General features: G+C 50.6%; 20 protein-coding genes. 8 read left to right on the forward strand and 12 right to left on the reverse strand.

Annotation, left to right across the window (positions count from 1 at the left end):
• The first annotated feature begins 21 nt into the window (after nucleotides 1-21).
• The 6 genes from LKE13_RS01975 to LKE13_RS02000 are packed head-to-tail and all read left to right on the forward strand — an operon-like array spanning nucleotide 22 to nucleotide 7,243.
• Nucleotides 22-1,854 carry an extracellular solute-binding protein gene (locus LKE13_RS01975; protein ID WP_227948014.1) on the forward strand — a complete coding sequence of 611 codons (1,833 nt, stop codon included), beginning with the start codon at nucleotides 22-24 and terminating at the stop codon, nucleotides 1,852-1,854.
• Nucleotides 1,855-1,883: 29 nt separating this feature from the next.
• Nucleotides 1,884-2,990, forward strand: a complete 1,107-nt coding sequence (locus tag LKE13_RS01980) for a microcin C ABC transporter permease YejB (protein WP_227948015.1) — start codon at nucleotides 1,884-1,886, stop codon at nucleotides 2,988-2,990.
• A gap of 3 nt (nucleotides 2,991-2,993) precedes the next feature.
• A complete protein-coding gene (locus tag LKE13_RS01985) occupies nucleotides 2,994-4,019 on the forward strand; it encodes an ABC transporter permease (RefSeq protein WP_227948016.1) in 1,026 nt (341 codons plus the stop codon).
• Nucleotides 4,019-5,641: an ABC transporter ATP-binding protein gene (locus LKE13_RS01990; protein ID WP_227948017.1), complete on the forward strand. Its 1,623-nt coding sequence runs from the start codon at nucleotides 4,019-4,021 to the stop codon at nucleotides 5,639-5,641. The genes LKE13_RS01985 and LKE13_RS01990 overlap by 1 nt, the downstream gene beginning before the upstream one ends.
• Nucleotides 5,642-5,671: 30 nt before the next feature.
• The gene (locus LKE13_RS01995) at nucleotides 5,672-6,601 is read left to right on the forward strand and encodes a 2-hydroxyacid dehydrogenase (RefSeq protein ID WP_227948018.1); all 930 of its coding nucleotides are present in this window, start codon (nucleotides 5,672-5,674) and stop codon (nucleotides 6,599-6,601) included.
• Nucleotides 6,602-6,631: 30 nt separating this feature from the next.
• Nucleotides 6,632-7,243, forward strand: a complete 612-nt coding sequence (locus tag LKE13_RS02000) for a LysE family translocator (protein ID WP_227948019.1) — start codon at nucleotides 6,632-6,634, stop codon at nucleotides 7,241-7,243.
• 3 nt (nucleotides 7,244-7,246) lie between these two features.
• Here LKE13_RS02000 and LKE13_RS02005 read toward each other — a convergent pair whose 3' ends face one another.
• From LKE13_RS02005 to LKE13_RS02050, 10 genes are all read right to left on the reverse strand, one after another.
• On the reverse strand, nucleotides 7,247-8,629 hold the full coding sequence (locus LKE13_RS02005; RefSeq protein ID WP_227948020.1) for a leucyl aminopeptidase family protein: 1,383 nt from the start codon (nucleotides 8,627-8,629) through the stop codon (nucleotides 7,247-7,249).
• A 106-nt stretch (nucleotides 8,630-8,735) separates the two neighbouring features.
• On the reverse strand, nucleotides 8,736-9,701 hold the full coding sequence (locus LKE13_RS02010; RefSeq protein ID WP_227948021.1) for a TAXI family TRAP transporter solute-binding subunit: 966 nt from the start codon (nucleotides 9,699-9,701) through the stop codon (nucleotides 8,736-8,738).
• 138 nt (nucleotides 9,702-9,839) lie between these two features.
• Nucleotides 9,840-10,829 carry a response regulator gene (locus LKE13_RS02015; RefSeq protein WP_227948022.1) on the reverse strand — a complete coding sequence of 330 codons (990 nt, stop codon included), beginning with the start codon at nucleotides 10,827-10,829 and terminating at the stop codon, nucleotides 9,840-9,842.
• Nucleotides 10,829-11,230, reverse strand: coding sequence for a PilZ domain-containing protein (locus LKE13_RS02020; RefSeq protein WP_227948023.1), 402 nt, complete (start codon nucleotides 11,228-11,230; stop codon nucleotides 10,829-10,831). The genes LKE13_RS02015 and LKE13_RS02020 overlap by 1 nt, the downstream gene beginning before the upstream one ends.
• A gap of 114 nt (nucleotides 11,231-11,344) precedes the next feature.
• A complete protein-coding gene (locus LKE13_RS02025; protein ID WP_227948024.1) occupies nucleotides 11,345-12,049 on the reverse strand; it encodes a hypothetical protein in 705 nt (234 codons plus the stop codon).
• Nucleotides 12,050-12,073: 24 nt separating this feature from the next.
• The gene (locus LKE13_RS02030; RefSeq protein WP_227948025.1) at nucleotides 12,074-12,604 is read right to left on the reverse strand and encodes a hypothetical protein; all 531 of its coding nucleotides are present in this window, start codon (nucleotides 12,602-12,604) and stop codon (nucleotides 12,074-12,076) included.
• 133 nt (nucleotides 12,605-12,737) lie between these two features.
• Nucleotides 12,738-12,920 (reverse strand): hypothetical protein, encoded by a 183-nt coding sequence (locus tag LKE13_RS02035; protein WP_227948026.1) that lies wholly within the window; start codon nucleotides 12,918-12,920, stop codon nucleotides 12,738-12,740.
• 326 nt (nucleotides 12,921-13,246) lie between these two features.
• Nucleotides 13,247-13,714, reverse strand: a complete 468-nt coding sequence (locus LKE13_RS02040; protein ID WP_227948027.1) for a MarR family winged helix-turn-helix transcriptional regulator — start codon at nucleotides 13,712-13,714, stop codon at nucleotides 13,247-13,249.
• A gap of 101 nt (nucleotides 13,715-13,815) precedes the next feature.
• Entirely contained in the window at nucleotides 13,816-14,241 is a 426-nt protein-coding gene (locus LKE13_RS02045; protein WP_227948028.1) for a GlcG/HbpS family heme-binding protein, read from the reverse strand.
• Between the two features lie 33 nt (nucleotides 14,242-14,274).
• Nucleotides 14,275-16,452 (reverse strand): malate synthase G, encoded by a 2,178-nt coding sequence (locus tag LKE13_RS02050; protein WP_227948029.1) that lies wholly within the window; start codon nucleotides 16,450-16,452, stop codon nucleotides 14,275-14,277.
• A gap of 141 nt (nucleotides 16,453-16,593) precedes the next feature.
• Between LKE13_RS02050 and LKE13_RS02055 the strand changes: the two genes are divergently transcribed.
• Entirely contained in the window at nucleotides 16,594-17,397 is an 804-nt protein-coding gene (locus tag LKE13_RS02055; protein ID WP_227948030.1) for an IclR family transcriptional regulator, read from the forward strand.
• Here the strand turns inward: LKE13_RS02055 and guaD are convergent.
• Together guaD and LKE13_RS02065 are read right to left on the reverse strand one after the other, a co-directional pair.
• Nucleotides 17,394-18,731 (reverse strand): guanine deaminase, encoded by a 1,338-nt coding sequence (gene guaD / locus LKE13_RS02060; protein ID WP_227948031.1) that lies wholly within the window; start codon nucleotides 18,729-18,731, stop codon nucleotides 17,394-17,396. The genes LKE13_RS02055 and guaD overlap by 4 nt on opposite strands.
• Nucleotides 18,728-19,207, reverse strand: a complete 480-nt coding sequence (locus LKE13_RS02065) for an Lrp/AsnC ligand binding domain-containing protein (protein WP_415776488.1) — start codon at nucleotides 19,205-19,207, stop codon at nucleotides 18,728-18,730. Before LKE13_RS02065 ends, guaD begins: the two co-directional genes overlap by 4 nt.
• 229 nt (nucleotides 19,208-19,436) lie before the next feature.
• On the opposite strand from LKE13_RS02065, the gene LKE13_RS02070 reads away from it, so the two are divergent.
• Entirely contained in the window at nucleotides 19,437-20,684 is a 1,248-nt protein-coding gene (locus tag LKE13_RS02070) for an ABC transporter substrate-binding protein (RefSeq protein ID WP_227948033.1), read from the forward strand.
• The last annotated feature ends 31 nt before the right edge of the window (nucleotides 20,685-20,715 follow it).

Below are 20,715 nucleotides of genomic sequence, written 5' to 3' on the forward strand. Positions count from 1 at the left end.
GAGATTAAAAAGCCACTTATATTGCTTTTCGCTGTCCTTCTGGGCTTTGGCTCAAATGCTGCTGCCGAGTCCCGTACAAGCTACGGATTTTCAACATTCGGCAATCTGAAATACGGTCCTGACTTTCCGCATTTTGATTATGTCAATCCTGAGGCTCCCAAGGGGGGCAGGATCAAGCTCCGTGATCTGGACAGCTTCGATACGGTCAACCCATTCCTTCTTAAAGGAAAACCCGCGCTGATCAATGGCGACAAGGGAGGCGACCTCTATTTCAACTTTACACAGTTGATGACACCATCTTATGACGAGCCGGACGCGGTATACGGACTGTTGGCAAAAAGCATCGCGATGGATGAGACTCGTCAATGGGTAGAGTTCATCCTCCGCCCTGAGGCGCGCTTTCATAACGACACTCCCATCACTGCCGAAGATGTGGTGTTCACCTTCAATACTCTAAAAGAAAAAGGCCACCCAAGATACGGCATTCGTTACCGGGATATTGTCGCGGCAAAGGTTTTGGGTCCGCATAAAATCCGTTTTGAGTTTCAGAAAGGGGCGCTGACCAGGGACCTACCCTATCAGGTGGCAACCATGCCGATCCTGTCCAAAGCATCATTTGAGAACCGTGATTTTGCCGTCACAACAATGACGCCCCTTTTGGGGTCCGGCCCCTATAAGCTGGCGAAGGTGAGTCCCGGCCGCACTCTTATCTATGAAAGGGTGAAGGATCATTGGGCTGAAAACCTCCCGGTTCATAAGGGGCGGTTCAATTTTGATGTAATCCAGGTCGATTATTACCGGGACCGGACCATCGCATTGGAAGCGTTTTTCGCAGGTGAGTATGATTTCCGCGAAGAATTTACTTCCCGCTCATGGGCGACCGAATATGACACCAAACCAGCGGTCGAAAAGGGCTTTATCAAGCGCGACGTTTTGGAAGATGCCACGCTCACCGGGATGCAGGCGTTCTTCCTGAACAGCCGCCGTGCACCCTTCGATAATATCAAAGTGCGTGAGGCGTTCGGCCTGCTATTTGATTATGAATGGACTAATAAGAACCTTTTCTATGGCGCATATGATCGGCTAGGATCGGTTTTTGAAAACTCCGACATGAAGGCGATGGGACTTCCCTCCCCGGCAGAGCTTGAACTCTTGACCCCCTATAAGGACATCCTGCCGGAGGAAGTCTTCACGAAAGAATTTAAACCGCCCATAACAGACGGCTCGGGCAACATCCGCAAACAGATTAGCGCCGCTATAATGCTTTTCAAATCGGCTGGATGGACCATTCAAGACAAAAAGCTTGTGAATATAGCAGGGCAGCAAATGCAGGTCGGCTTCCTCCTTTATGAACAATCCTTCACCCGCATCATCAATCCCTATGTCGCCAATTTACGCCGTGTGGGGATTGACGCATCCGTCCGTGTGATCGACAGCGCCAGCTGGCAAAATCGGGTCCGGGAATTTGATTTCGATATCGTCGTCCGGCGTTTTCCGCAACCGCAAGTGCCGGGCGTGGAGCAGCGCGACTGGTGGGGATCGGCGTCCGCGGACGTCACCGGCGGGCTCAATATTGCAGGTGTTAAAAATCCTGCCGTTGATGCGATTATTGAAAAAATCATCGAAGCACAAACCAGCGGTGAAGTGATCACAGCCACGCGGGCACTTGATCGGGTGCTGATGTGGAATTATTATTTTATTCCGCAATGGCATAAGAACAGCTACTTTATCGCCTATTGGGACAAATTCGGCCGGCCAGAGTCGAAAAAGCCGGGTTTTGACCGTGCGGTTCTGCAAAGCTGGTGGTATGATCAGGCCAAAGCCGAAGAGCTTGCCGCCCGACAGGGTCAGTAAAGTTTAACCTGCGGACAGAGGAGTAGTCGTTGTTTGCCTATATTTTGAGACGTATCCTTCTCATGATACCGACATTATTTGGCATCATGGTTCTCAATTTTGTGGTTATCCAGTTCGCTCCCGGCGGGCCGATCGAACAAATCATCGCAGAAATTCAAGGAACGGCCGTTGGCGCCACGGCGCGCATCGGCGGCAGCGGCACAGGCGATACGGGCGGTGGCGGCAGTGCGTCCGCTGGCTTGGGATCAGAGAGCAGCTATCGCGGTGCGCAAGGGCTAGATCCGGAGTTTATCAAGGAGTTGGAGGTTCAGTTCGGCTTCGACAAACCCGCTTATGAGCGGTTCTTCTTAATGATGAAGAATTACCTGATGTTCGATTTCGGCACGAGCTATTTCCGCGATGAAACTGTCGTTAATCTGGTGATTGAAAAACTCCCCGTATCCATCTCTATCGGACTCTGGACAACACTTCTGGTTTATCTGATCTCTATTCCGCTTGGAATTGCGAAAGCGGTCCGTGATGGCACAAAATTCGACATCTGGACGAGCAGCCTGGTGATTGTCGGCAATGCGATCCCGAGTTTTCTGTTTGCCGTCGCGCTGATCGTCCTTTTCGCGGGTGGCTCCTATTTCAACTGGTTCCCGTTACGAGGCCTAACATCTGATAATTGGGAACAGCTCAGTACATTCGGCAAGATAACGGACTATCTCTGGCATATCGCTCTGCCGGTGACGGCATTGGTGATCGGCGGTTTTGCAGCCCTGACCCAGCTTACCAAAAACTCATTTCTCGACCAGATCGGCCAGCAATATGTGCTTACTGCCCGTGCGAAGGGTTTGAGTGAACGTCGCGTGCTCTACGGGCATGTTTTCCGCAACGCCATGCTGATCGTGATTGCGGGGTTCCCAAGCGCCTTTATTGGCATCCTCTTTACCGGATCTTTATTGATTGAGGTGATTTTCAGTCTCGACGGGCTTGGCCTACTCGGGTTCGAGGCGGCAATCAACCGCGACTATCCAGTGATATTTGCAACGGTCTATGTGTTCGCACTTCTCGGCCTGATCATGAATCTAGTGGGCGATTTGACCTACACCCTCGTCGACCCCCGAATTGATTTCGAAGCTAGGGAGGCATAGACCATGACCCTCTCCGCCATCAATCGGCGCCGTCTGAATAACTTTAAGGCCAATCGTCGCGGCTATTGGTCGATGATCTTTTTCGTTTTGCTGTTTGTGATTTCTTTATTCGCGGAACTGATTGCAAATGACAAACCTCTCGTTGTTTCCTACCAAGACCAGCTATATTTCCCCTTTCTCATCGCCTATCCGGAAACAGCGTTTGGTGGCGACTTTGAAACAGAAGCGGATTATCGCGACCCTTTCGTCGCCGATCTCATCAATGAAGATGGATGGCAAATCTGGCCGTTGATCCGATATAGCTACACAACGATCAATTACGATCTAACGTCCCCTGCCCCCTCACCCCCGGATGCGGAGAACTGGCTCGGAACCGATGATCAGGGCCGCGATGTGCTTGCGCGGGTGATTTATGGCTATCGTATTTCTGTTGCCTTTGGCGTGATCCTCACGATTTTCAGTTCAATCATCGGCGTTACTGCCGGGGCCGTGCAGGGATATTTCGGCGGATGGACGGACCTGATATTCCAGCGACTGCTGGAGATATGGGGTGGTATGCCGAGTCTCTATATCCTTATAATTCTCGCCGCTCTGATAGAACCAAGCTTCCTGATCCTGCTTGCGCTACTGCTTCTGTTCAGCTGGCCCAGCCTTGTTGGTGTGGTACGGGCGGAATTCCTGCGCTCTCGCAATTTCGACTATGTCCGGGCGGCACGGGCGCTTGGCGTGCGTGACAGGGTGATCATGTTCAAACATCTGTTGCCGAACTCCATGGTATCGGCGCTCACCTTCCTGCCCTTCATCCTGACGGGTTCCATTGTCAGCCTGACCTCTCTCGATTTTCTTGGCCTAGGCCTGCCGCCGGGCTCCCCTTCCCTCGGTGAACTACTAGCTCAGGGCAAAGCCAATCTACAGGCACCCTGGCTCGGCATTACGGCATTCCTGACCCTGTCAATCATGTTGACCCTTGCCTTCTTTATGCAGGAAGGCATTCGCGATGCCTTTGATCCAAGAAAGACGTTTCAGTAATGGTACTTGTTGAAATTAACGATCTATGGGTCACTTTCAAATCTGACGGCAAGGATGTGCCGGCTGTAAAAGGCGTCTCCTTCAATATCGAAAAAGGGGAGACCCTCGCCCTTGTTGGAGAAAGCGGCTCGGGCAAGTCGGTCACCGCACTCAGCATCCTGCAACTTCTGCCCTATCCCCTCGCCAAGCACCCGAAGGGGTCCATCAAGATAAACGGGGAGGAAGTTGTCGGACGACCGCAGAAAGAGATGCGAAATTTCCGGGGAAATCATGTTTCCATGATTTTTCAGGAGCCAATGACCTCCCTCAATCCGCTGCATACGATAGAAAAACAAATTAACGAGACCCTTCTCGTCCATAAGGGGATGAGCCAGAAGGAAGCCGCCGTGCGCGTGCGGGAACTTCTGGAGATGGTCGGATTGGACGCCATAGACGAACGGCTCAATGCTTATCCCCATCAGCTTTCTGGTGGTCAGCGCCAGCGCGTGATGATTGCCATGGCGCTCGCCAATGAGCCAGACTTGTTGATCGCAGACGAGCCGACCACCGCCCTCGACGTGACAATCCAAGCGCAAATACTTGAGCTCCTGATGGATTTGCAAAAAAGGCTTGGCATGGCGATTTTGCTGATCACCCATGATCTCGGCATTGTCCGGAAGATGGCAAAAGACGTGTGTGTCATGACACAGGGCGAAATTGTCGAAGCCAATAACGCGAAGGAATTATTCTCCCGTCCGCGTCATGAATATACGCAAATGCTGCTGGAGGCGGAGCCCAAGGGCCTTCCCCTTCGCAAGAATGACGCTTTGCCCGACGTGATATCCTGCAAAAACCTAAAAGTCTATTTTCCGATCAAAAAAGGTCTGCTCAAGCGAGTTGCAGATTATGTCCGCGCAGTTGATAATATTTCTGTCAATGTAAAACAGGGACATACGGTTGGTATTGTCGGGGAAAGCGGTTCAGGCAAGTCGACATTGGGCCTTGCCATGCTTCGACTCATTTCTTCGGAAGGTGAAATTAAGTTCAATGGACAATCAATCGAGGACGCAAGCTGGAAGGATCTCCGACCGTTGCGTGCGGAAATGCAGATTGTTTTTCAGGATCCCTACTCAAGCCTTAGCCCTCGGCTTTCGGTCGGGCAGATAATTGAGGAGGGCGTGATTGTCCATGAAGGGCATGGCAACCGGCTGGAACGGCGAGATAGAATATCCGAGGTTTTGAAAGAAGTCGGCATTCCGCCAGATGCGCAGGATCGCTACCCCCATGAATTTTCGGGTGGACAGCGTCAACGGATCGCCATCGCCCGCGCGCTTATCCTCAAGCCAAAGTTTATCGTTCTGGACGAGCCGACCTCAGCGCTGGATATGTCCGTCCAGGCGCAAATTGTCGATCTGTTGCGGGACCTGCAGAATCGCCATAATCTGACCTATCTGTTCATCAGCCACGACCTTAAAGTCGTCCGCGCCATCGCCGATAGCGTCCTTGTGATGCGTGGTGGTAAAATTGTTGAACAGGGTCCTGCGGCACAAATCTTTGACAATCCTGAAACAGACTATACAAAGGCCTTGATGAAGGCGGCGTTTGATTTGGAAACGGCCTCCGCCGGTGTAGTTAACAGTTAAGGTGTCGATACAAGATACCGGAGAAGAAATATGGCCCTATTGTTTAAAAGTAATATTGATCGTGCAGACTGGTGGCGGCGTGAACTCGGCAAATATATCCCGGATCTAGACGTTCGTATCTGGCCAGATATCGGCAATCCGGATGAAATCAAATACGCACTTTGCTGGAAAATGCCGCACGGGGAATTGGCAAAATTGAAAAATTTACAAGCCGTGTATTCCCTTGGCGCCGGTGTCGATCATTTGCTGGCTGATCCTGATTTTCCGCGCCATCTGCCCTTTTCTCGGACTGTTGATCCAAACCTGACCGGCCGGATGACCGAGTATGTTGCCCAACATGTTCTTAATCACCACCGCTTCTGCCACGCTTATGACGCGCAGCAGCGTGACCATGTCTGGAAAGAACATTTTGCACCGTTCGCCAGTGATCGGAAAGTTGGTATACTCGGGATGGGAGAGCTTGGTGGCGGCGCAGCAGAAGCGCTCAGCTTCCTAAAATTTGATGTCGCAGGCTGGAGTCGGTCAGAAAAGAAACTAGACGGAGTAGAGAGCTTCTTTGGTGACGACCAACTCGATGCCTTCCTTGCCCGTACAGAGATTCTGGTCTGTCTACTTCCTCTAACACCACAGACCAAAGACATCCTGAATGCCGACCTGTTTGCTAAACTGCCGAAGGGTGCAGGCATTATCAATGCGGGGCGCGGCCCTCATCTCTTGGAAGAAGACCTGATTCCAGCACTCGATAGCGGTCAGCTCTCTGCCGCAACCCTTGATGTGTTTCACGTGGAACCTATGGCGGAGGATCACCCTTTCTGGGATCATCCGAAAATCCGCATCACGCCGCATGTCGCAAGCATTTCAGACCCGGCAAGCGTCGCGAAGCTGGTTGCCGAAAATATCATCCGCACGGATAAAGGCGAAGATCTGCTCCATGCCGTGGACGTTGAAAAAGGATACTAAGAAATGACTGATCAAGGTCGGAGATAAGGAATGAGCATTGAATTTCTTCTCACGACCCTGATCGTTACCATCGCGCCAGGAACCGGCGTTCTTTACACCTTGGCAGTCGGCCTGACAGATGGCGCCAAGGCAGGCATCGCGGCAGCGTTTGGCTGCACCCTCGGTATTTTACCCAGTATCTTGGCCTGCATGTTTGGTGTTGCAGCACTCCTCCATACGAGTGCGCTGGCCTTTCAAATTCTGAAATACGCCGGTGTTGCATACCTGCTCTATCTCGCCTGGCAAACCATAAAGAATTCCGAAAGTCTGGACGTGACGATTAAAGAGAAAAACGCCGATTATTGGCGGATTGCCCGCAAAGGCACACTGATTAATATCCTGAATCCAAAGCTGACGATTTTCTTTCTCGCCTTCCTGCCTCAGTTTATCCCGGCATCAGCCGGCAATCCAAGTTTGATCATCGCCGTGCATGGCGCAGTATTCATGGTCATTACTTTTTTAGTATTTGTGCTTTACGGCCTTTTCGCGTCGAAAATACGTCGCTATTTACAGAGTACGCCCAAGGTCGTTCGCGGGATACAGTACGGCATTGCAGCAACATTTGCGGGACTCGGGTTGAAGCTGGCACTTACCGATCGATAAAACTCACGACTTACCGTAGCGTTCCTTGATCAGAGCGAACAGCGCGCGCATAGCAAAAGCCTCCCCGCCGACAGGGCGACCGGGACGGCTTCTTACATTATAAGCCATAACATCGAAATGAACCCAGCTCTTGGCTTTCTCAACAAACTCTTTGAGGAAAAGTCCTGCGGTAATCGCACCCCCGTACCCGCCAGCGCCTGCATTATTCATATCTGCAAACTTGCTGTCGATCAAATGCCGATAGTCATCCCATAGTGGCAACCGCCAGACCGGATCTTTTTCCTTTTCGCTATGGTTGGCTATATCCGCAAAAAGCGCATCGTCATCCGTGAAAGTCGCGGCAATTTCAGTTCCAACTGCAACTCTTGCAGCCCCCGTCAGCGTCGCCATATCGATCAGGAGATCGGGTTCCTCTTCATCGGCGGCGGCAAGTGCATCGGCGAGTATAAGCCGTCCTTCCGCATCCGTGTTACCAATTTCTACGGTTTTACCCTTTCGGCTGATCAGGATATCGCCGGGGTGGAAAGCATTTCCGGAAATGGAGTTTTCAACTGCCGGAATTATTACGCGCAACCGTATGGGCAGGTTTGCGTCCATAATCATATGCGCAAGACCCAGCACTGTTGCCGCGCCACCCATATCCTTCTTCATCATCAGCATACCGGCCGCTGATTTGATATCGAGACCGCCGGTGTCAAAACAAACACCCTTACCAACCAAGGTTACTTTCGGCGCATCTTTATCGCCCCAGTTTATGTCAATCAGGCGCGGTGCGTCCGCCGCCGCGCGCCCAACGGCATGAACCATGGGAAAATGATAGGTGAGCAAATCTTCACCGACGATATTTTCTTGTTCAGCCTCAAACTCTCCGGCGACTTGTGATGCCGCGGCCTCAAGCGCGGAGGGACCGAGATCTCCGGCGGGTAGGTTGACCAGATCACGCACCAGAGTAACGGCCTTGACCGTACGCGCGACCATGTCTTTATCCGCCCCATCCGGCAGCATCAGCGTCGCATATTTCTTATCGTCTTTTTTATACCGGTCGAACGAATAGGTGCCGAGAGACCAGCCGATGGCAACGTCCGTCGCTTCTTTGTCTGTAAATTCTGCTGTGACGGCATAGGTTCCCTTCGGGAGCGTTGACGGCAAATCCGCGAGTGACCAGATATTCCAGTCGCCATCTTTTACATAGATAACCGCCTCGATATCGCCTGCGGCCCCTGGCAACAGCAGCGTCTTACCTCCAACGGCCTCATAATCTTGAGAGTCAATCCAACCTTTATGAAAGTCAGATTGCGCCGTAAGCCATTCAGCGAAATTTTCTTTCTCGACAATGATTATCGGCTTGGGGTCGGAATTGGACGTTGCGGCGACAAATGGTATCACAATGCTCTCCTGATGATTTTAGGCGACCTTATCAAAGCCGTATTCGGGCGACAACATCTATCGCGTCGCGCCAGTCAAAGAGCATACAAAAGACCCCCGCGTCATCCTAGTCAGTAATAATACCTATTTCCTTATAATAGCGTTCTGCTCCGGGATGTAGCGGTGTTGAAACTCCCTTAAGGGCCGTATCGAGATGTATCAGCAAACCCTTCGCATGTCCGCGGTCAAGAAGATGTCGGTTTTTCGAATGCCAAAGTGCACGAGAAATTTCATAGACCAGGTCTTCCGATACATTCTCATTCACGATCCATTGGGTGCTGACGGCAAGGGTTGGTACGCTCTCAATATCCCGATACGTACCGGCTGGAATCTGGGAAACCGAGTAATAACCATGATCGGCGACAAACTTATCCGCAATTTCCCCATTGATGGGCAATAATTCAATTTTTTCAACATCGGCAAGCTCCGACACCGCCGTAACCGGATACCCGGCGACCAGAAAAAACGCGTCCAACTTATCCGTTTTCATCAGGGTGACGGATTTATCCGGATTGGCAGAAACAGCATCAATATCTTTTACCGAAAGACCATACGCCTTCAAAATTTCCTTGGCATTTTCACGGGTTCCCGAGCCCGGCACGTCAATCGACACACGTTTTCCTTTTAAGTCCTTCACGCTTTTTATGTCAGCGCCGCGGCGGACAACAAGGTGAACATCCTCGGGATACAGATTAGCAATCACCCGAAGAGAGGTGACAGGTTCTTTCTCACTATAAACACCAGTGCCATTATATGCGGCGGCAACTGTATCCGACTGGGCAAGTGCAGTATCAAAATAGCCTCTTGTGACACCATAAATATTGTCCACGGACCCATGAGTCGTCTGTGCCGTTGCAATCAGGCCCGGAACGCCACAGGAACCTCCGTCTTCACACCCCCGGCTTCCCGGCGGGTTGGAGATAACTGAAGCCAGTAGTGTTCCAATGGGGTAATATGTTCCGGCAGTGGACCCCGTCCCAATGCGCAGGAAGTAGACATTCTGGGCAAGGGCACTTCCAACATAAAGCATCATCAGCGTCAAACTGAACCCTATCACGGTCGCGCGTTTTATAGACTTTACGTTTATAATGATCCCATCCTCCTGACATTCCGATATCACCACCCTATTATTAATAATAGGGTGGTGTCGGGCAGAACAAAGTAAGATTTATCAAAATGTGTGACTAATTTCGCCGTGGGCCCGACAGGCATCGACTTCCGAACGTTTCCGGGTATCGCTCACCTTCGCGGACACCTCCCGTATATCAAAGGCCAGCCCCGCAGTTTGGTGAAGTTCCCCGCAGGCCTTGTGAATTGCATAAGGAATTTGTGACAATAACTCACGGTCGTTGTCTTTAAGCAATGCATTCTCCTTAACGATAGAATTCATAATATCTCCCAATGCCTGACACAAAGAGATGACATGCACATGATCAGTTCCCTCAACACTGTCGATCAGCGCACTATTTCTCTGCTGCATGACACTAATCACGTCCTTGCGGTCTCCAAAGCTATCGGACGAACCGGAGAGCAAAATAACGGCGGAGGAAAGACGCATCAATTGTTCTGAATAAGTTGAAATCCTGCGTTCTCTCACGACCTTCATCGCGCGTTTAATCGCTTCCGGTGTAGCGGCAAGCTCGGGTCGGTTCTCAACTTTCGCCTGTAGCGAATTCGGGACAATCATTGTTGGAACGTTCGATCTGCTTCTCAAGACATTGCGCCGATCTGGACCGAAGTAATCCGCCGTCACAACAAAGGGTTTGCGCGTCTCAACCAACCGCTTTAATCGCGAGAATATCTGCGTGCGGGACATTGGCCGGGTTATCAGGTCATCCGCGCCAGCATTAATTATCTCGCCAACCATGTTGGATTCCGAATTCCACAAAAACAGAATGACATTGATAAAGGGATCAAGCCCCATTTTGTGATTACGGATTTCCCGAATGACTTGATGTATGCCCGCACCAGCATCGGCTGTGTCCGCGAGGATGAGGTCATATTCCTCACGTTCCGCCAGCGCTGTAAATTGATAAAGGTCGGAGCAGGCTATAACCTCACCAAATCCGAGGTTAAGAAGGGCGCTTCTTGTGTTTTGGCGCAATGATGGTTCCGGGTCGAAAAGAAGCGCTGTTGCCGCCTTAAAACGGGGATCCAACATCAGGGAAGTATATCGTTAAACCCAGGAATAAGTTCCTGAAGTTTTTCCTGTATCTTTTTTGGGTCTTCAGAAAACTGCAACCCAATTTTATTGCCACGCCGCCACACCAAATCGCAGCGAATGGCCCCCAGTTGTGACGCCTGCAAAAGAAGGTTGTTCTTTTCGAAGAATAGACCGTCGACATCAATTCTCGCACCGTTAGCCGATATGTCCTTGATGATGCCGCTAACTTCGCGCTCTTCTTCATGAAGGCAAGCGTGCCCTCGCTCCGCGCGGATGGTCGCGGGCCATGTTACATCGGCACGCCGGTAGCGGCGATCCGCTGCAGTGCCCGATTTCTTATGATCACACTCCACCTCAAGAGATCTCAACATTTTCTTGATGTCTTTGGCAATGATCATCTTGCTTCTCTGTAACCTGCTGGCTGAATTCTGTGCTGGAACTACCCTGCTCCTTGAACCAAGGTCCAGTTAATCAAGAAATTGTTAATACTTCGCAAACTATTAGATAGAATCTTACCAATCACTGCATTTGGCCTGAGTGGCCGCATATGATTCCTGCGTATCGATAACGTCGTTCGCCTCCATTCGTATTACATTGAATTCATCAATGAGAGGGTCCAACTCAAGCAGTAACCGGTTCGCAATCGATTTCCCGGCTGTTTTCGGGCTCTTTGTATAGAAGGGGCGGATGCTCGCCGCGCGCTCCGTCAGTTCACGTTTTATTTTCGGCACATAATCGGCAATGACCCGTTCGTTGATACGGACGTGCTCAAGTTCATGCGCCATGATGGCCTTATAGGCACAGGTTCCCTTTTTATACTTTCGATCAATATAGATACTGGTTTTCTGAGCTCCGAATTTAAGCGATACACGATCAAGGCGTAAACAATATTTACCGGATTTCACACGTTTGTACTTCGTCGCTGCACCGAGTCTGGGCGTGATAAAAGAGTAAGTCAGACCAAGTAAACTGGCATGGCGCGTGGACTTCGCATACCCGCTTTTCTTGGCTACCATCTCTATTTGATTAGAAGATTTTCCATGATCAAGAGCGGGCTTCGTATTAACAATCTCAATTGCTATCTGGGGCTCCTCCCAACTGGCGAGGCATTCTTTATCCGTGTTTGCCCAAGCTACATTGTTAACCGCGAGATTTATCGGAATGGCGGTTAAGAGCAAGCATAAAGTTGAGCGGAAAAATCGGATTAGATTTTTCAAGCGTCCTCCTCCTTTAAAATGCCTCTAACCAAACATCGCATTGATTTCGTCCTGATCCAGTGTGCCTTCATCCTCCATGCCGTCTTCGGATGGACCTTGCGTATTCACATTGCAAATATGACCGTTGATGATTGCGCCCGCCTGTTCGATAAGTTCTCGGATAACGGCGCACTGCCGCTCTGCCATCCCCCTCGTTGCAACGTCTTCCATATTGTCCACTAAACTTAAGTTAGTCTGCATTTCCTGGATTTCTTCATCTAACCTCATTGTGATTGCTGCAAATGGTGCTTTATATTCCGTTGGGGAAAACGCATAAGCCTCGATCGCCAACTCTTTGTCAGCTATCCCGCTGAAACGAAAATGATCTTCATACGTAACGGGCAGCCAATCTATCAAGTCATCCAACATGTCCGGCATATCAATCACCAATTCGGCCAGCATCAAGGCTTCATTAAAATGATTGAGATAATCCGTCGCCAATAAGGTGACATCATTTACGTTTGTATTGCGGGCGCGGGCGCGATACGCCGCCTGGGCGCTTGTCTCAATACTCATGCTAAGTCGCGTTTCACCTTCTCCATTGATACTAATGTCGGGGCCAAATGATGAACTAAACAGTAATATAATTAAGGAAGTGTTTGCATAAGCAAACCCGCAAGTTTCCGCATATCACGTTCAAATAGCGATATTAATTGAGGAACGCGGTCTCTGCGGCGTGAGTCTCGCCTTGATCATCAGGTGGAAAATCATGGATAAACAGGGCAGCGGAAAGAAGCAGAATCAACATGAAGACAGCGGATGAGAGCAGAAAATTTGAATAACAGATCTTAACAGAAAGCGCCTTGTTCATATCCCTAAACATCATCCCCATGTCACCCCCCTTTTTGCCGCGTTCCGGAGGAACGCCCTGTTGAAGGAAAAGTATAAGGATTTGATCCGTCCATAACCAGCGCTTTAGTTGCTGTTAGTTTATTTTATGCACTTTTTAAGACGCATATTAATAAGTGTTCAACATTGTATTAATTCGACCACAAGATATAGTCGATCCTCTACCGTTTAGACCCAATGCCGCTAAGCCTTTAAATTGCCGAAAGCACAAATCCCATCATTGCGGGGCGAATCGACGGGCAAGCGAACGCACCAACTCAACAAAAAGAGCTGTATGAAGTCTTCCTAAGTAATTCTTGAAGTTTTCTGCTAGATGATTTCGTGAAACCTTTTAAGCAGATCTATCAAAGTCTGATGATCTTTCGTCCCCAGACCAGAAATCACTTTTGCTTCAATTTCCCGCACTTTACTTTCGAGTTCAGCCAATTCCCGCTCCCCCTTCTTCGTCAGACGAACAGCATAGGCCCTCTTGTCCCCCTTGACAGGCGCGCGCAGGATCAGCCCTTCGTCCTCGAATTTATTGAGAATGGGAACAAGAGACGAGCGATCAAGGCCCGCGGCTTCCGCGATTGCGCTCTGAGTGCGGCCGGGGTTTTCATTGATGATCGCCATGACAGAGTATTGTCCCGTCATTAACTTTTTACCGGCGACCGTTGCGAACGTACTCTGTGCCCGCAAGATAGCCTTACGCATATGAAAGCCGACGACCTCATCGAGTGCCGTCGTACGAATTGCATCCAAAACTTTCTTGCTGTTTTTGGCTTTATCATGAGCCATTGCGCTGTCTCAGGCCCCTTCTACATACTTGAGCAAACAACCAGTCTGCCTAATAGCTTCTTATAGCCATAGAAGCCCGTGTAGCACAAGAGAACGCGACGTTATTCCAGTGTCTGGTAGAAGTGGTTGAGTCCGGCTTCCGCGCATTCCATGTCCTGTGCAGGCGTTCCTGAACTGAGGCCAATCCCACCGACTACTTCATCATTTACAAAAACCGGCAAGCCGCCACCAACAGAGGAAATACGCCCCCCTACTTCCGTATGAATGCCGAATGCCAGGCTGCCCGGCACGTTTACCGCGTTATAGTCGTGGGTTGCCTTGCGGGCAGCCGCCGCGGTAAAGGCTTTGTCGGCGGAGATCGTAATGCTTGTCACCTTTCCTCCATCCATGCGTTCAAATGCGATCAAATTACCGCTTTCATCCACTATGGAAATACACATCGGCACACCAATCTCTGTGGCCTTTTCCCGCGCACCCTGAATAAGGATAAGTGCTTCCGCGTGGGACAATCGCTTTACTGTGAGCATGCCGCCCTCCTGTTGATATTGTTTCGTCAATTACTAGCGTGCCTTTGCCTCGATACGTCGGGCATGAAGAATCGGTTCGGTATAACCGCTCGGCTGCGTCCGGCCCTTAAAAACAAGGTCACAGGCCGCCTTGAACGCAATCGAAGTATCAAAATTTCCTGCCATTAGTTTGTAAAGCGGATCGCCCGCGTTTTGTTCATCGACAATCGCCGCCATCCGCTTCAGGGTCTCGGTGACTTGGTCCTCAGAACAGATACCATGATGCAGCCAATTCGCAATATGTTGGCTGGAGATACGCAAAGTTGCCCGGTCTTCCATCAGACCAACATTATTAATATCCGGCACTTTCGAACAACCGACGCCCTGATCGATCCAGCGCACCACATAACCGAGAATTCCTTGCACATTGTTGTCCAGTTCCGCCTGAATTTCCTTTTCTGACAGGTTTTCGCCCTTTAACAACGGCGGCGTCAGAATACTGTTGAGGCTCGCCCGCCCGCGCGACGCTATATCTTTCTGGCGATCCTTCACCGATACTTCATGATAATGCATCGCGTGCAAGGTTGCCGCCGTTGGAGAAGGGACCCAGGCACAATTGGCACCCGCCAAAGGATGGCCGATTTTTGCAGTCATCATCTTCGCCATTTCATCCGGCATTGCCCACATTCCCTTACCAATTTGGGCATGTCCGGGAAGGCCTGTTTCCAAGCCGATATCGACGTTCCAGTCTTCATAGGCCGCAATCCAGGGCTCGCCCTTCGCGGCGTCTTTCCGCATGAAGGGGCCAGCTTCCATGCTGGTATGGATTTCATCGCCCGTGCGATCAAGGAAGCCCGTATTGATGAAGAATATTCTTTCTGATACAGCCCGGATGCACTCTTTCAGATTGACGGTTGTGCGCCGCTCCTCATCCATGACTCCGACTTTCAAAGTGTTTCGGGGAAGGCCGAAGCCCTCTTCGATCGCCGAGAAGAGATCATTCGTGAAGGCCACTTCTTCCGGTCCGTGCATTTTCGGCTTCACAATATAAAGACTGCCCGCGCGACTGTTAGAATGTTTCCCTGTTTTTTTAAGATCATGAAGCGCCCCTGCTGTGGTCATAACCCCGTCGAGAATCCCCTCCGGAATTTCATTCCCGTCGGCGTCAAGTACTGCATTTATCGTCATCAAATGACCCACATTGCGGACCAACAGCAAGCTACGTCCATGCAGGGTTATTTCCGATCCTGTTGGGTCAAGATAAGTTCTGTCGGGATTCAGCGTCCGGGCCACTGTCTTTCCGCCTTTATCAAAACGATCCTCAAGATCACCTTTCATCAGGCCAAGCCAGTTTCGATAAACGAGGGCCTTATCTTCCGCATCCACCGCCGCGATTGAATCTTCGCAGTCCTGAATGGTGGAGAGAGCCGATTCCATTAAAATATCCTTCACACCTGCCGGATGGTCTTTCCCGACAGGATGCGATGGATCGATCTGCACATCCAGATGAAGGCCGTTTTTCATGAACAGAATAGATGATGGTGTAACTTCACCAATATAACCGACAAACTGCCTAGGGTTAGAAAGAGCTGTGGATGAACCATCCGCAAGCTCCACCTCCAGCTTTTTGCGGCCACCGTCATCCTTCAGTAGATAGGCGCGTGCATCCTTATGGCTTCCCTTGGCAAGCGGTGCCGCGCGATCAAGAACGCCGAAGCCATATTCGATGACCCTCAAACCGCGGGTCGGGTTATACCCACTACCTTTCTCACAGCCATTCGTCTCGGGCAGTATATCTGTGCCATAAAGCGCGTCGTAAAGGCTTCCCCAGCGAGCATTCGCTGCGTTGAGGGCATAGCGGGCATTCATGACCGGCACGACAAGCTGCGGACCGGCAACATCCGAAATTTCCGGATCAATGTTCGCAGTCGTCACCTTAAAATCAGGACCTTCGGGCACCAGATAACCGATTTCCTCAAGAAAGGATTTATACGCTGCGGCATCACGGGGGTTTCCCTTTGCGGCAAGATGCCAAGCATCAATTTTGGCTTGTAACTCTTCACGTTTTTCCAGCAACTGCTTGTTTCGAGGCCCAAAACTCGCAACAAGATTGGCAAGTAGGTTCCAAACTGTGTCTGCAGTTACATCAAGGCCCAGCAGAATCTCCTTCTCGACGAGATCCACAATTTCCGGTGCCACCTGAAGCCCTGCTTTTACTATATGCTTTGTCATCTGCTTATTCTCATCCTCATTCATAAGAGAAATCGACGTCCGATAAAATCGGTCGCCAGCGAATTTCAGCATGACATTGACAGGTCCGACAAAGAGAATACACTAAAATGGAACTATTTTCACATTATGGAATTCACTGAAATGACGATGACGGATTCGATCAGCACAAAGCCCGTCCGAACAGGACAAGTACAATCGCTGACGCGTGCTCTTTCCATTCTGAATATAATCGCCAGGAATCCACCGGGCCTGTCACTCACCGGCATTGCCAAGTCCCTCTCCCTTGCCCCATCGACCACCCACCGCCTGCTCACCACCCTGCAGGAAGAACGCTATGTACAATATGATCGGGATACGAGCCGATGGCAGATTGCCATGCAGGCTTTCGTCACGGGAAACGGCTTTCTCGTTTCTCGCGATCTCGCTACTGTCGCGCGACCCTATATGCGGCGCCTGATGGAACTCAGCGGTGAAACAGTAAATCTTGCGATCGCCGATAGCGACAAGGTCATCTATCTGGCGCAGGTCGAAAGCAGGGAAATGATGCGAGTCTTTTCCAAGCCCGGAAACAGCGTGCCCATGCATTGCTCTGGCGTTGGCAAAGCCATCCTGATGGCCATGAGCAAAAGGGATGTGACGCGGATCATTGAAAATCAGGGCCTGGTTAAGCTGACGGACAGAACAATTACAGAACCGGCAAAGTTACATGAAGAGCTTGCTGCGTCGCGCGCCCGTGGCTTTGCCCTAGATGAAGAAGAACATGCCATAGGCCTTCGCTGCGCTGCTGCCCTCATTTATGATGAACATACGGAGCCGCTGGCTGGCCTTTCCATCTCCGGCCCGACGGCCCGCATATCGAAAGAACGGCTGCTGGAACTTGGTCAAGTAACCGTGGAGATAGCGAGCGAAGTAACCGCAGCGCTTGGCGGGCGGAAGCCCGATTAGATACCGTAAAATTGCTCCTCATTCGTCTCGGAATCCCGGCTGTATATGAGGTTACCCGCGATATAAGTCGCCTTCGCGGCCCGATCATCCCCCACTGTCATCAGGGCAAATATCTGCTCTTCCAGACTGTCGGCATAAGCCAAACGATGAGCAATTAGAGGCGTCGCCTTTAAATCCAAAATGGTGAGGTCCGCTTCATATCCGGGTTCAATACTTCCAAGGGTTTCGTCCAGATAGAGGGAGGCAGCCGCCCCGCGCGTGGCAAGATAAAACGCCTTATGTGCATCAAGTGCAAAGCCATTCAACTGAGCAATCTTGTAGGCCTCATTCATACTGACGAGTTGCGAGAAATTCGTTCCCCCGCCCAGGTCTGTCGCAAGTCCGGTCCGCACAGGGAAAGACCCTTGCATTGCCTGATCAAGGCTAAATAGGCCGCTTCCCAGAAAAAGATTTGATGTTGGGCAATGGGCTAATGCTGCTCCCGTCTCAGAAAAAGCACGGAAATCTTCTTTTGTAAAATGAACGCCATGGCCATATATGGCGCGCGGGCCAAGCTGACCATAATGCTGATAGACATCCACGTAGTTTTTCCGGTCGGGGAATAGCGTTTTCACCCACTCTATTTCCTTCCTGTTCTCTGAAATGTGCGATTGTAGATAGGTGCCGGGATGCTCCTTCCAGACGGCACCTGCCATCTCCATCTGCTCTTCAGTGCTTGTTGGCGCGAAACGCGGTGTTACGGCATAAAGCGCCCGGCCATTACCGTGCCATTTCTGGATGAGTCGCTTAGTTTCGTCATATCCGCTTTGCGCCGTATCGGTCAGCGCAGGGGGCGCATGACGATCCATCAGCACCTTGCCCGCGATATTGCGCATATTGATTCTCGCTGATTGCTCGAAAAAGGCATCAACAGAGACGGGATGAACGGTGCAAAACACAGCGGCGGTTGTAGTTCCCGAGCGTAAAATTTCTTTTAGGAAAACGTCCGCCGCAGCGGATGCATACTCCTTATCAGCAAACTTCTGTTCCGCAACAAAGGTATAATTATTCAGCCAGTCAATAAGCTGCTTGCCAAAGGCACCTATTATTTCTGTTTGCGGATAATGGACATGGCAGTCAATAAAGCCGGGGCAGATCAGAGCGTCTTCATAGCGGGTGACCGGCACCGTTTTGTCAAGATGGGGCAGTAACTCATGCGCAGACCCAAAGGCACCGATTTTTCCATCCTCAATGACAATAAGGCCATCATCCTCATAGCAGAGACATTCTTTGATTGGCTTTGTGAAGGGATTATCCCGGTAGGATAGGCAGCGGCCCCGAATTGCTTTTTTCATTTGCTGCGTTTTCCCGAAATGCTCGCCAATGGCAGCGTCACCTCATCCTTCACCACTTCCATCACCACATAGGTATGGGTTTGCATGACATGAGGGAGAAGCGATATAGCCGTTCCCAGCAATTTCCGATATGAAGCTATATCACGCGTCCGGATCTTCAAGAGGTAATCAAATCCGCCCGCCATCATCATGCAGGATTGAATTTCGGGGATGCGTTGGACGGCATCGTTAAACTCTCTCAGTTCTGTTTCAGTCGTCCGCGAAAGTTGCACCTGCACCATGACGACATGGGCAGCGGCGGCGGCCTCTGGATCAAGCGCCGCGAAATAGCCCTTGATCACACCCGCATTCTCCAGCCGCTTCACCCGCTCTGCACAGGGGGTTTTGGTCAAATTCACCCGGCGCGAAAGCTCGACCATAGAAATCCGGCCATTCGCCTGAATTTCCCGCAAGATACGATAATCTATCCGGTCCAAAGGGGGACTCACCATACGAAATGCCCATCAAACTTGTGCGAACAACATCTTACTGTATGCCAATTCACACTTCATCGCCTAGCATTTTTGCTATACCGCTCAATCGGGGAAAATCGAATGGTCTCGAAAAGTTGTAGTCATTTGACCAATCTTAGGCGGACGCGCAGGAAGCTTTTGGCTAAAATACGTGCCTATTTGGTCTTCACTTCACTCAACGGAACTAGAAAATATGCCACTTAACCTGTCATTAGAGATTTCTGTATGGAAAAACTTCCGTTTTTTGTGCATCTTTTTTGCGCTTGTCTTTCCCCTTTCCGCTGTTGCTGAGACCAAGGTTGACTACAAAAACTGGGAAGACGTCACTAGTGCCGCCAAGGGCGGTACAGTCAACTGGTTTATGTGGGGCGGGGCGGACAATATCAATCATTATGTCTCCGACTATATCGGCGGAGAACTCAAAAAGCGCTATGACATCACTTTAAAGCGGATCGGCATCAATGATACGGCGGAGGCCGTCAATATCGTCCTTGGCGAGAAACAGGCCGGAATCGACGACAAGGGTTCCGTCGACATGATCTGGATTAATGGCGGTAACTTCCGAACGATGAAGCAAGGGGACCTGCTATTCTGCGGATATCATTCCCTACTCCCCAATAATAATCTCGTAAACTGGCAAAACCCGTCCATCGCGAATGATTTCGGCCTTGCAGTGGATGAATGTGAGGTACCCTGGAACCGAGCGCAGTTCGCCTTTGCCTATGACAGTGCACTTACAAAAAACCCGCCGAAAAGTATTTCAGAACTTATTGACTGGGTGAAGAAAAATCCGGGCGAGTTTACCTATCCGGCGGCGACGGACTTCAATGGCAGCGTCTTCATACGCCATGTTTTTTATCACGCCGCAGGGGGACCGGACGCTCTTCTGGGGGATTTTGATCAAGAGAAGTTTGACGTCATCGCACCAAAAGCCTGGGCCATTCTCAATGAAATGAAACCGTATCTCTGGCGGGAGGGGGAAACCTATCCCAATGCAATCGCAAATCTCGCGCAGCTTTTCGCAAATAGGGAGGTTGCGCTCTATTTCGATTATGATCCGGCGATATTCGGAATTAATGTTGAAAACGGTATCTTCCCAGAGACAACCCGATCCTATGGCCTGGAAGACGGCACCATTGGCAATACAAATTATGTTGCTATTCCTTATAATTCACCCAACAAGGCCGCTGCGATGGTCGCCGCCAATTTTATCCTGTCGGCGAATGCCCAATATGAAAAAGCAAAAGCAGATGTCTGGGGTACCGCGCCAGCAATCGATATAAGCCGCCTACCGGAAGAGGACAAACTGCGTTTTTTGAGCCTACCTCGCCACCCCGCCGTTATCGATCCGGCGGCACTTTCCAAAAAGGCGTTGCCGGAGCTGCATCCTGACTGGATCAGCGCCATTGAAAAGGGCTGGCAGGAAAATGTCGCCAAGTAATGCGGAGGAATTTAGAGTAAGCTCAATCATA

Source organism: Sneathiella sp. HT1-7 (genome assembly GCF_020731145.1).
Classification (GTDB): domain Bacteria; phylum Pseudomonadota; class Alphaproteobacteria; order Sneathiellales; family Sneathiellaceae; genus Sneathiella.

Bases quoted from the DNA above. Each gene is read 5' to 3' on its own strand.
- LKE13_RS02015 (WP_227948022.1), bottom strand. From the start codon at position 10,829: ATGTTGGATCCCCGTTTTAAGGCGGCAACAGCGCTTCTTTTCGACCCG.
- LKE13_RS02050 (WP_227948029.1), bottom strand. From the start codon at position 16,452: ATGACAAAGCATATAGTAAAAGCAGGGCTTCAGGTGGCACCGGAAATT.
- LKE13_RS02020 (WP_227948023.1), bottom strand. From the start codon at position 11,230: ATGATCATTGCCAAAGACATCAAGAAAATGTTGAGATCTCTTGAGGTG.
- LKE13_RS01985 (WP_227948016.1), top strand. From the start codon at position 2,994: ATGACCCTCTCCGCCATCAATCGGCGCCGTCTGAATAACTTTAAGGCC.
- LKE13_RS01990 (WP_227948017.1), top strand. From the start codon at position 4,019: ATGGTACTTGTTGAAATTAACGATCTATGGGTCACTTTCAAATCTGAC.
- LKE13_RS02030 (WP_227948025.1), bottom strand. From the start codon at position 12,604: ATGAGTATTGAGACAAGCGCCCAGGCGGCGTATCGCGCCCGCGCCCGC.
- LKE13_RS02035 (WP_227948026.1), bottom strand. From the start codon at position 12,920: ATGGGGATGATGTTTAGGGATATGAACAAGGCGCTTTCTGTTAAGATC.
- LKE13_RS02045 (WP_227948028.1), bottom strand. From the start codon at position 14,241: ATGCTCACAGTAAAGCGATTGTCCCACGCGGAAGCACTTATCCTTATT.
- LKE13_RS02070 (WP_227948033.1), top strand. From the start codon at position 19,437: ATGCCACTTAACCTGTCATTAGAGATTTCTGTATGGAAAAACTTCCGT.
- LKE13_RS02055 (WP_227948030.1), top strand. From the start codon at position 16,594: ATGACGATGACGGATTCGATCAGCACAAAGCCCGTCCGAACAGGACAA.
- LKE13_RS02040 (WP_227948027.1), bottom strand. From the start codon at position 13,714: ATGGCTCATGATAAAGCCAAAAACAGCAAGAAAGTTTTGGATGCAATT.
- LKE13_RS01995 (WP_227948018.1), top strand. From the start codon at position 5,672: ATGGCCCTATTGTTTAAAAGTAATATTGATCGTGCAGACTGGTGGCGG.
- guaD (WP_227948031.1), bottom strand. From the start codon at position 18,731: ATGAAAAAAGCAATTCGGGGCCGCTGCCTATCCTACCGGGATAATCCC.
- LKE13_RS02000 (WP_227948019.1), top strand. From the start codon at position 6,632: ATGAGCATTGAATTTCTTCTCACGACCCTGATCGTTACCATCGCGCCA.
- LKE13_RS02010 (WP_227948021.1), bottom strand. From the start codon at position 9,701: ATGATGCTTTATGTTGGAAGTGCCCTTGCCCAGAATGTCTACTTCCTG.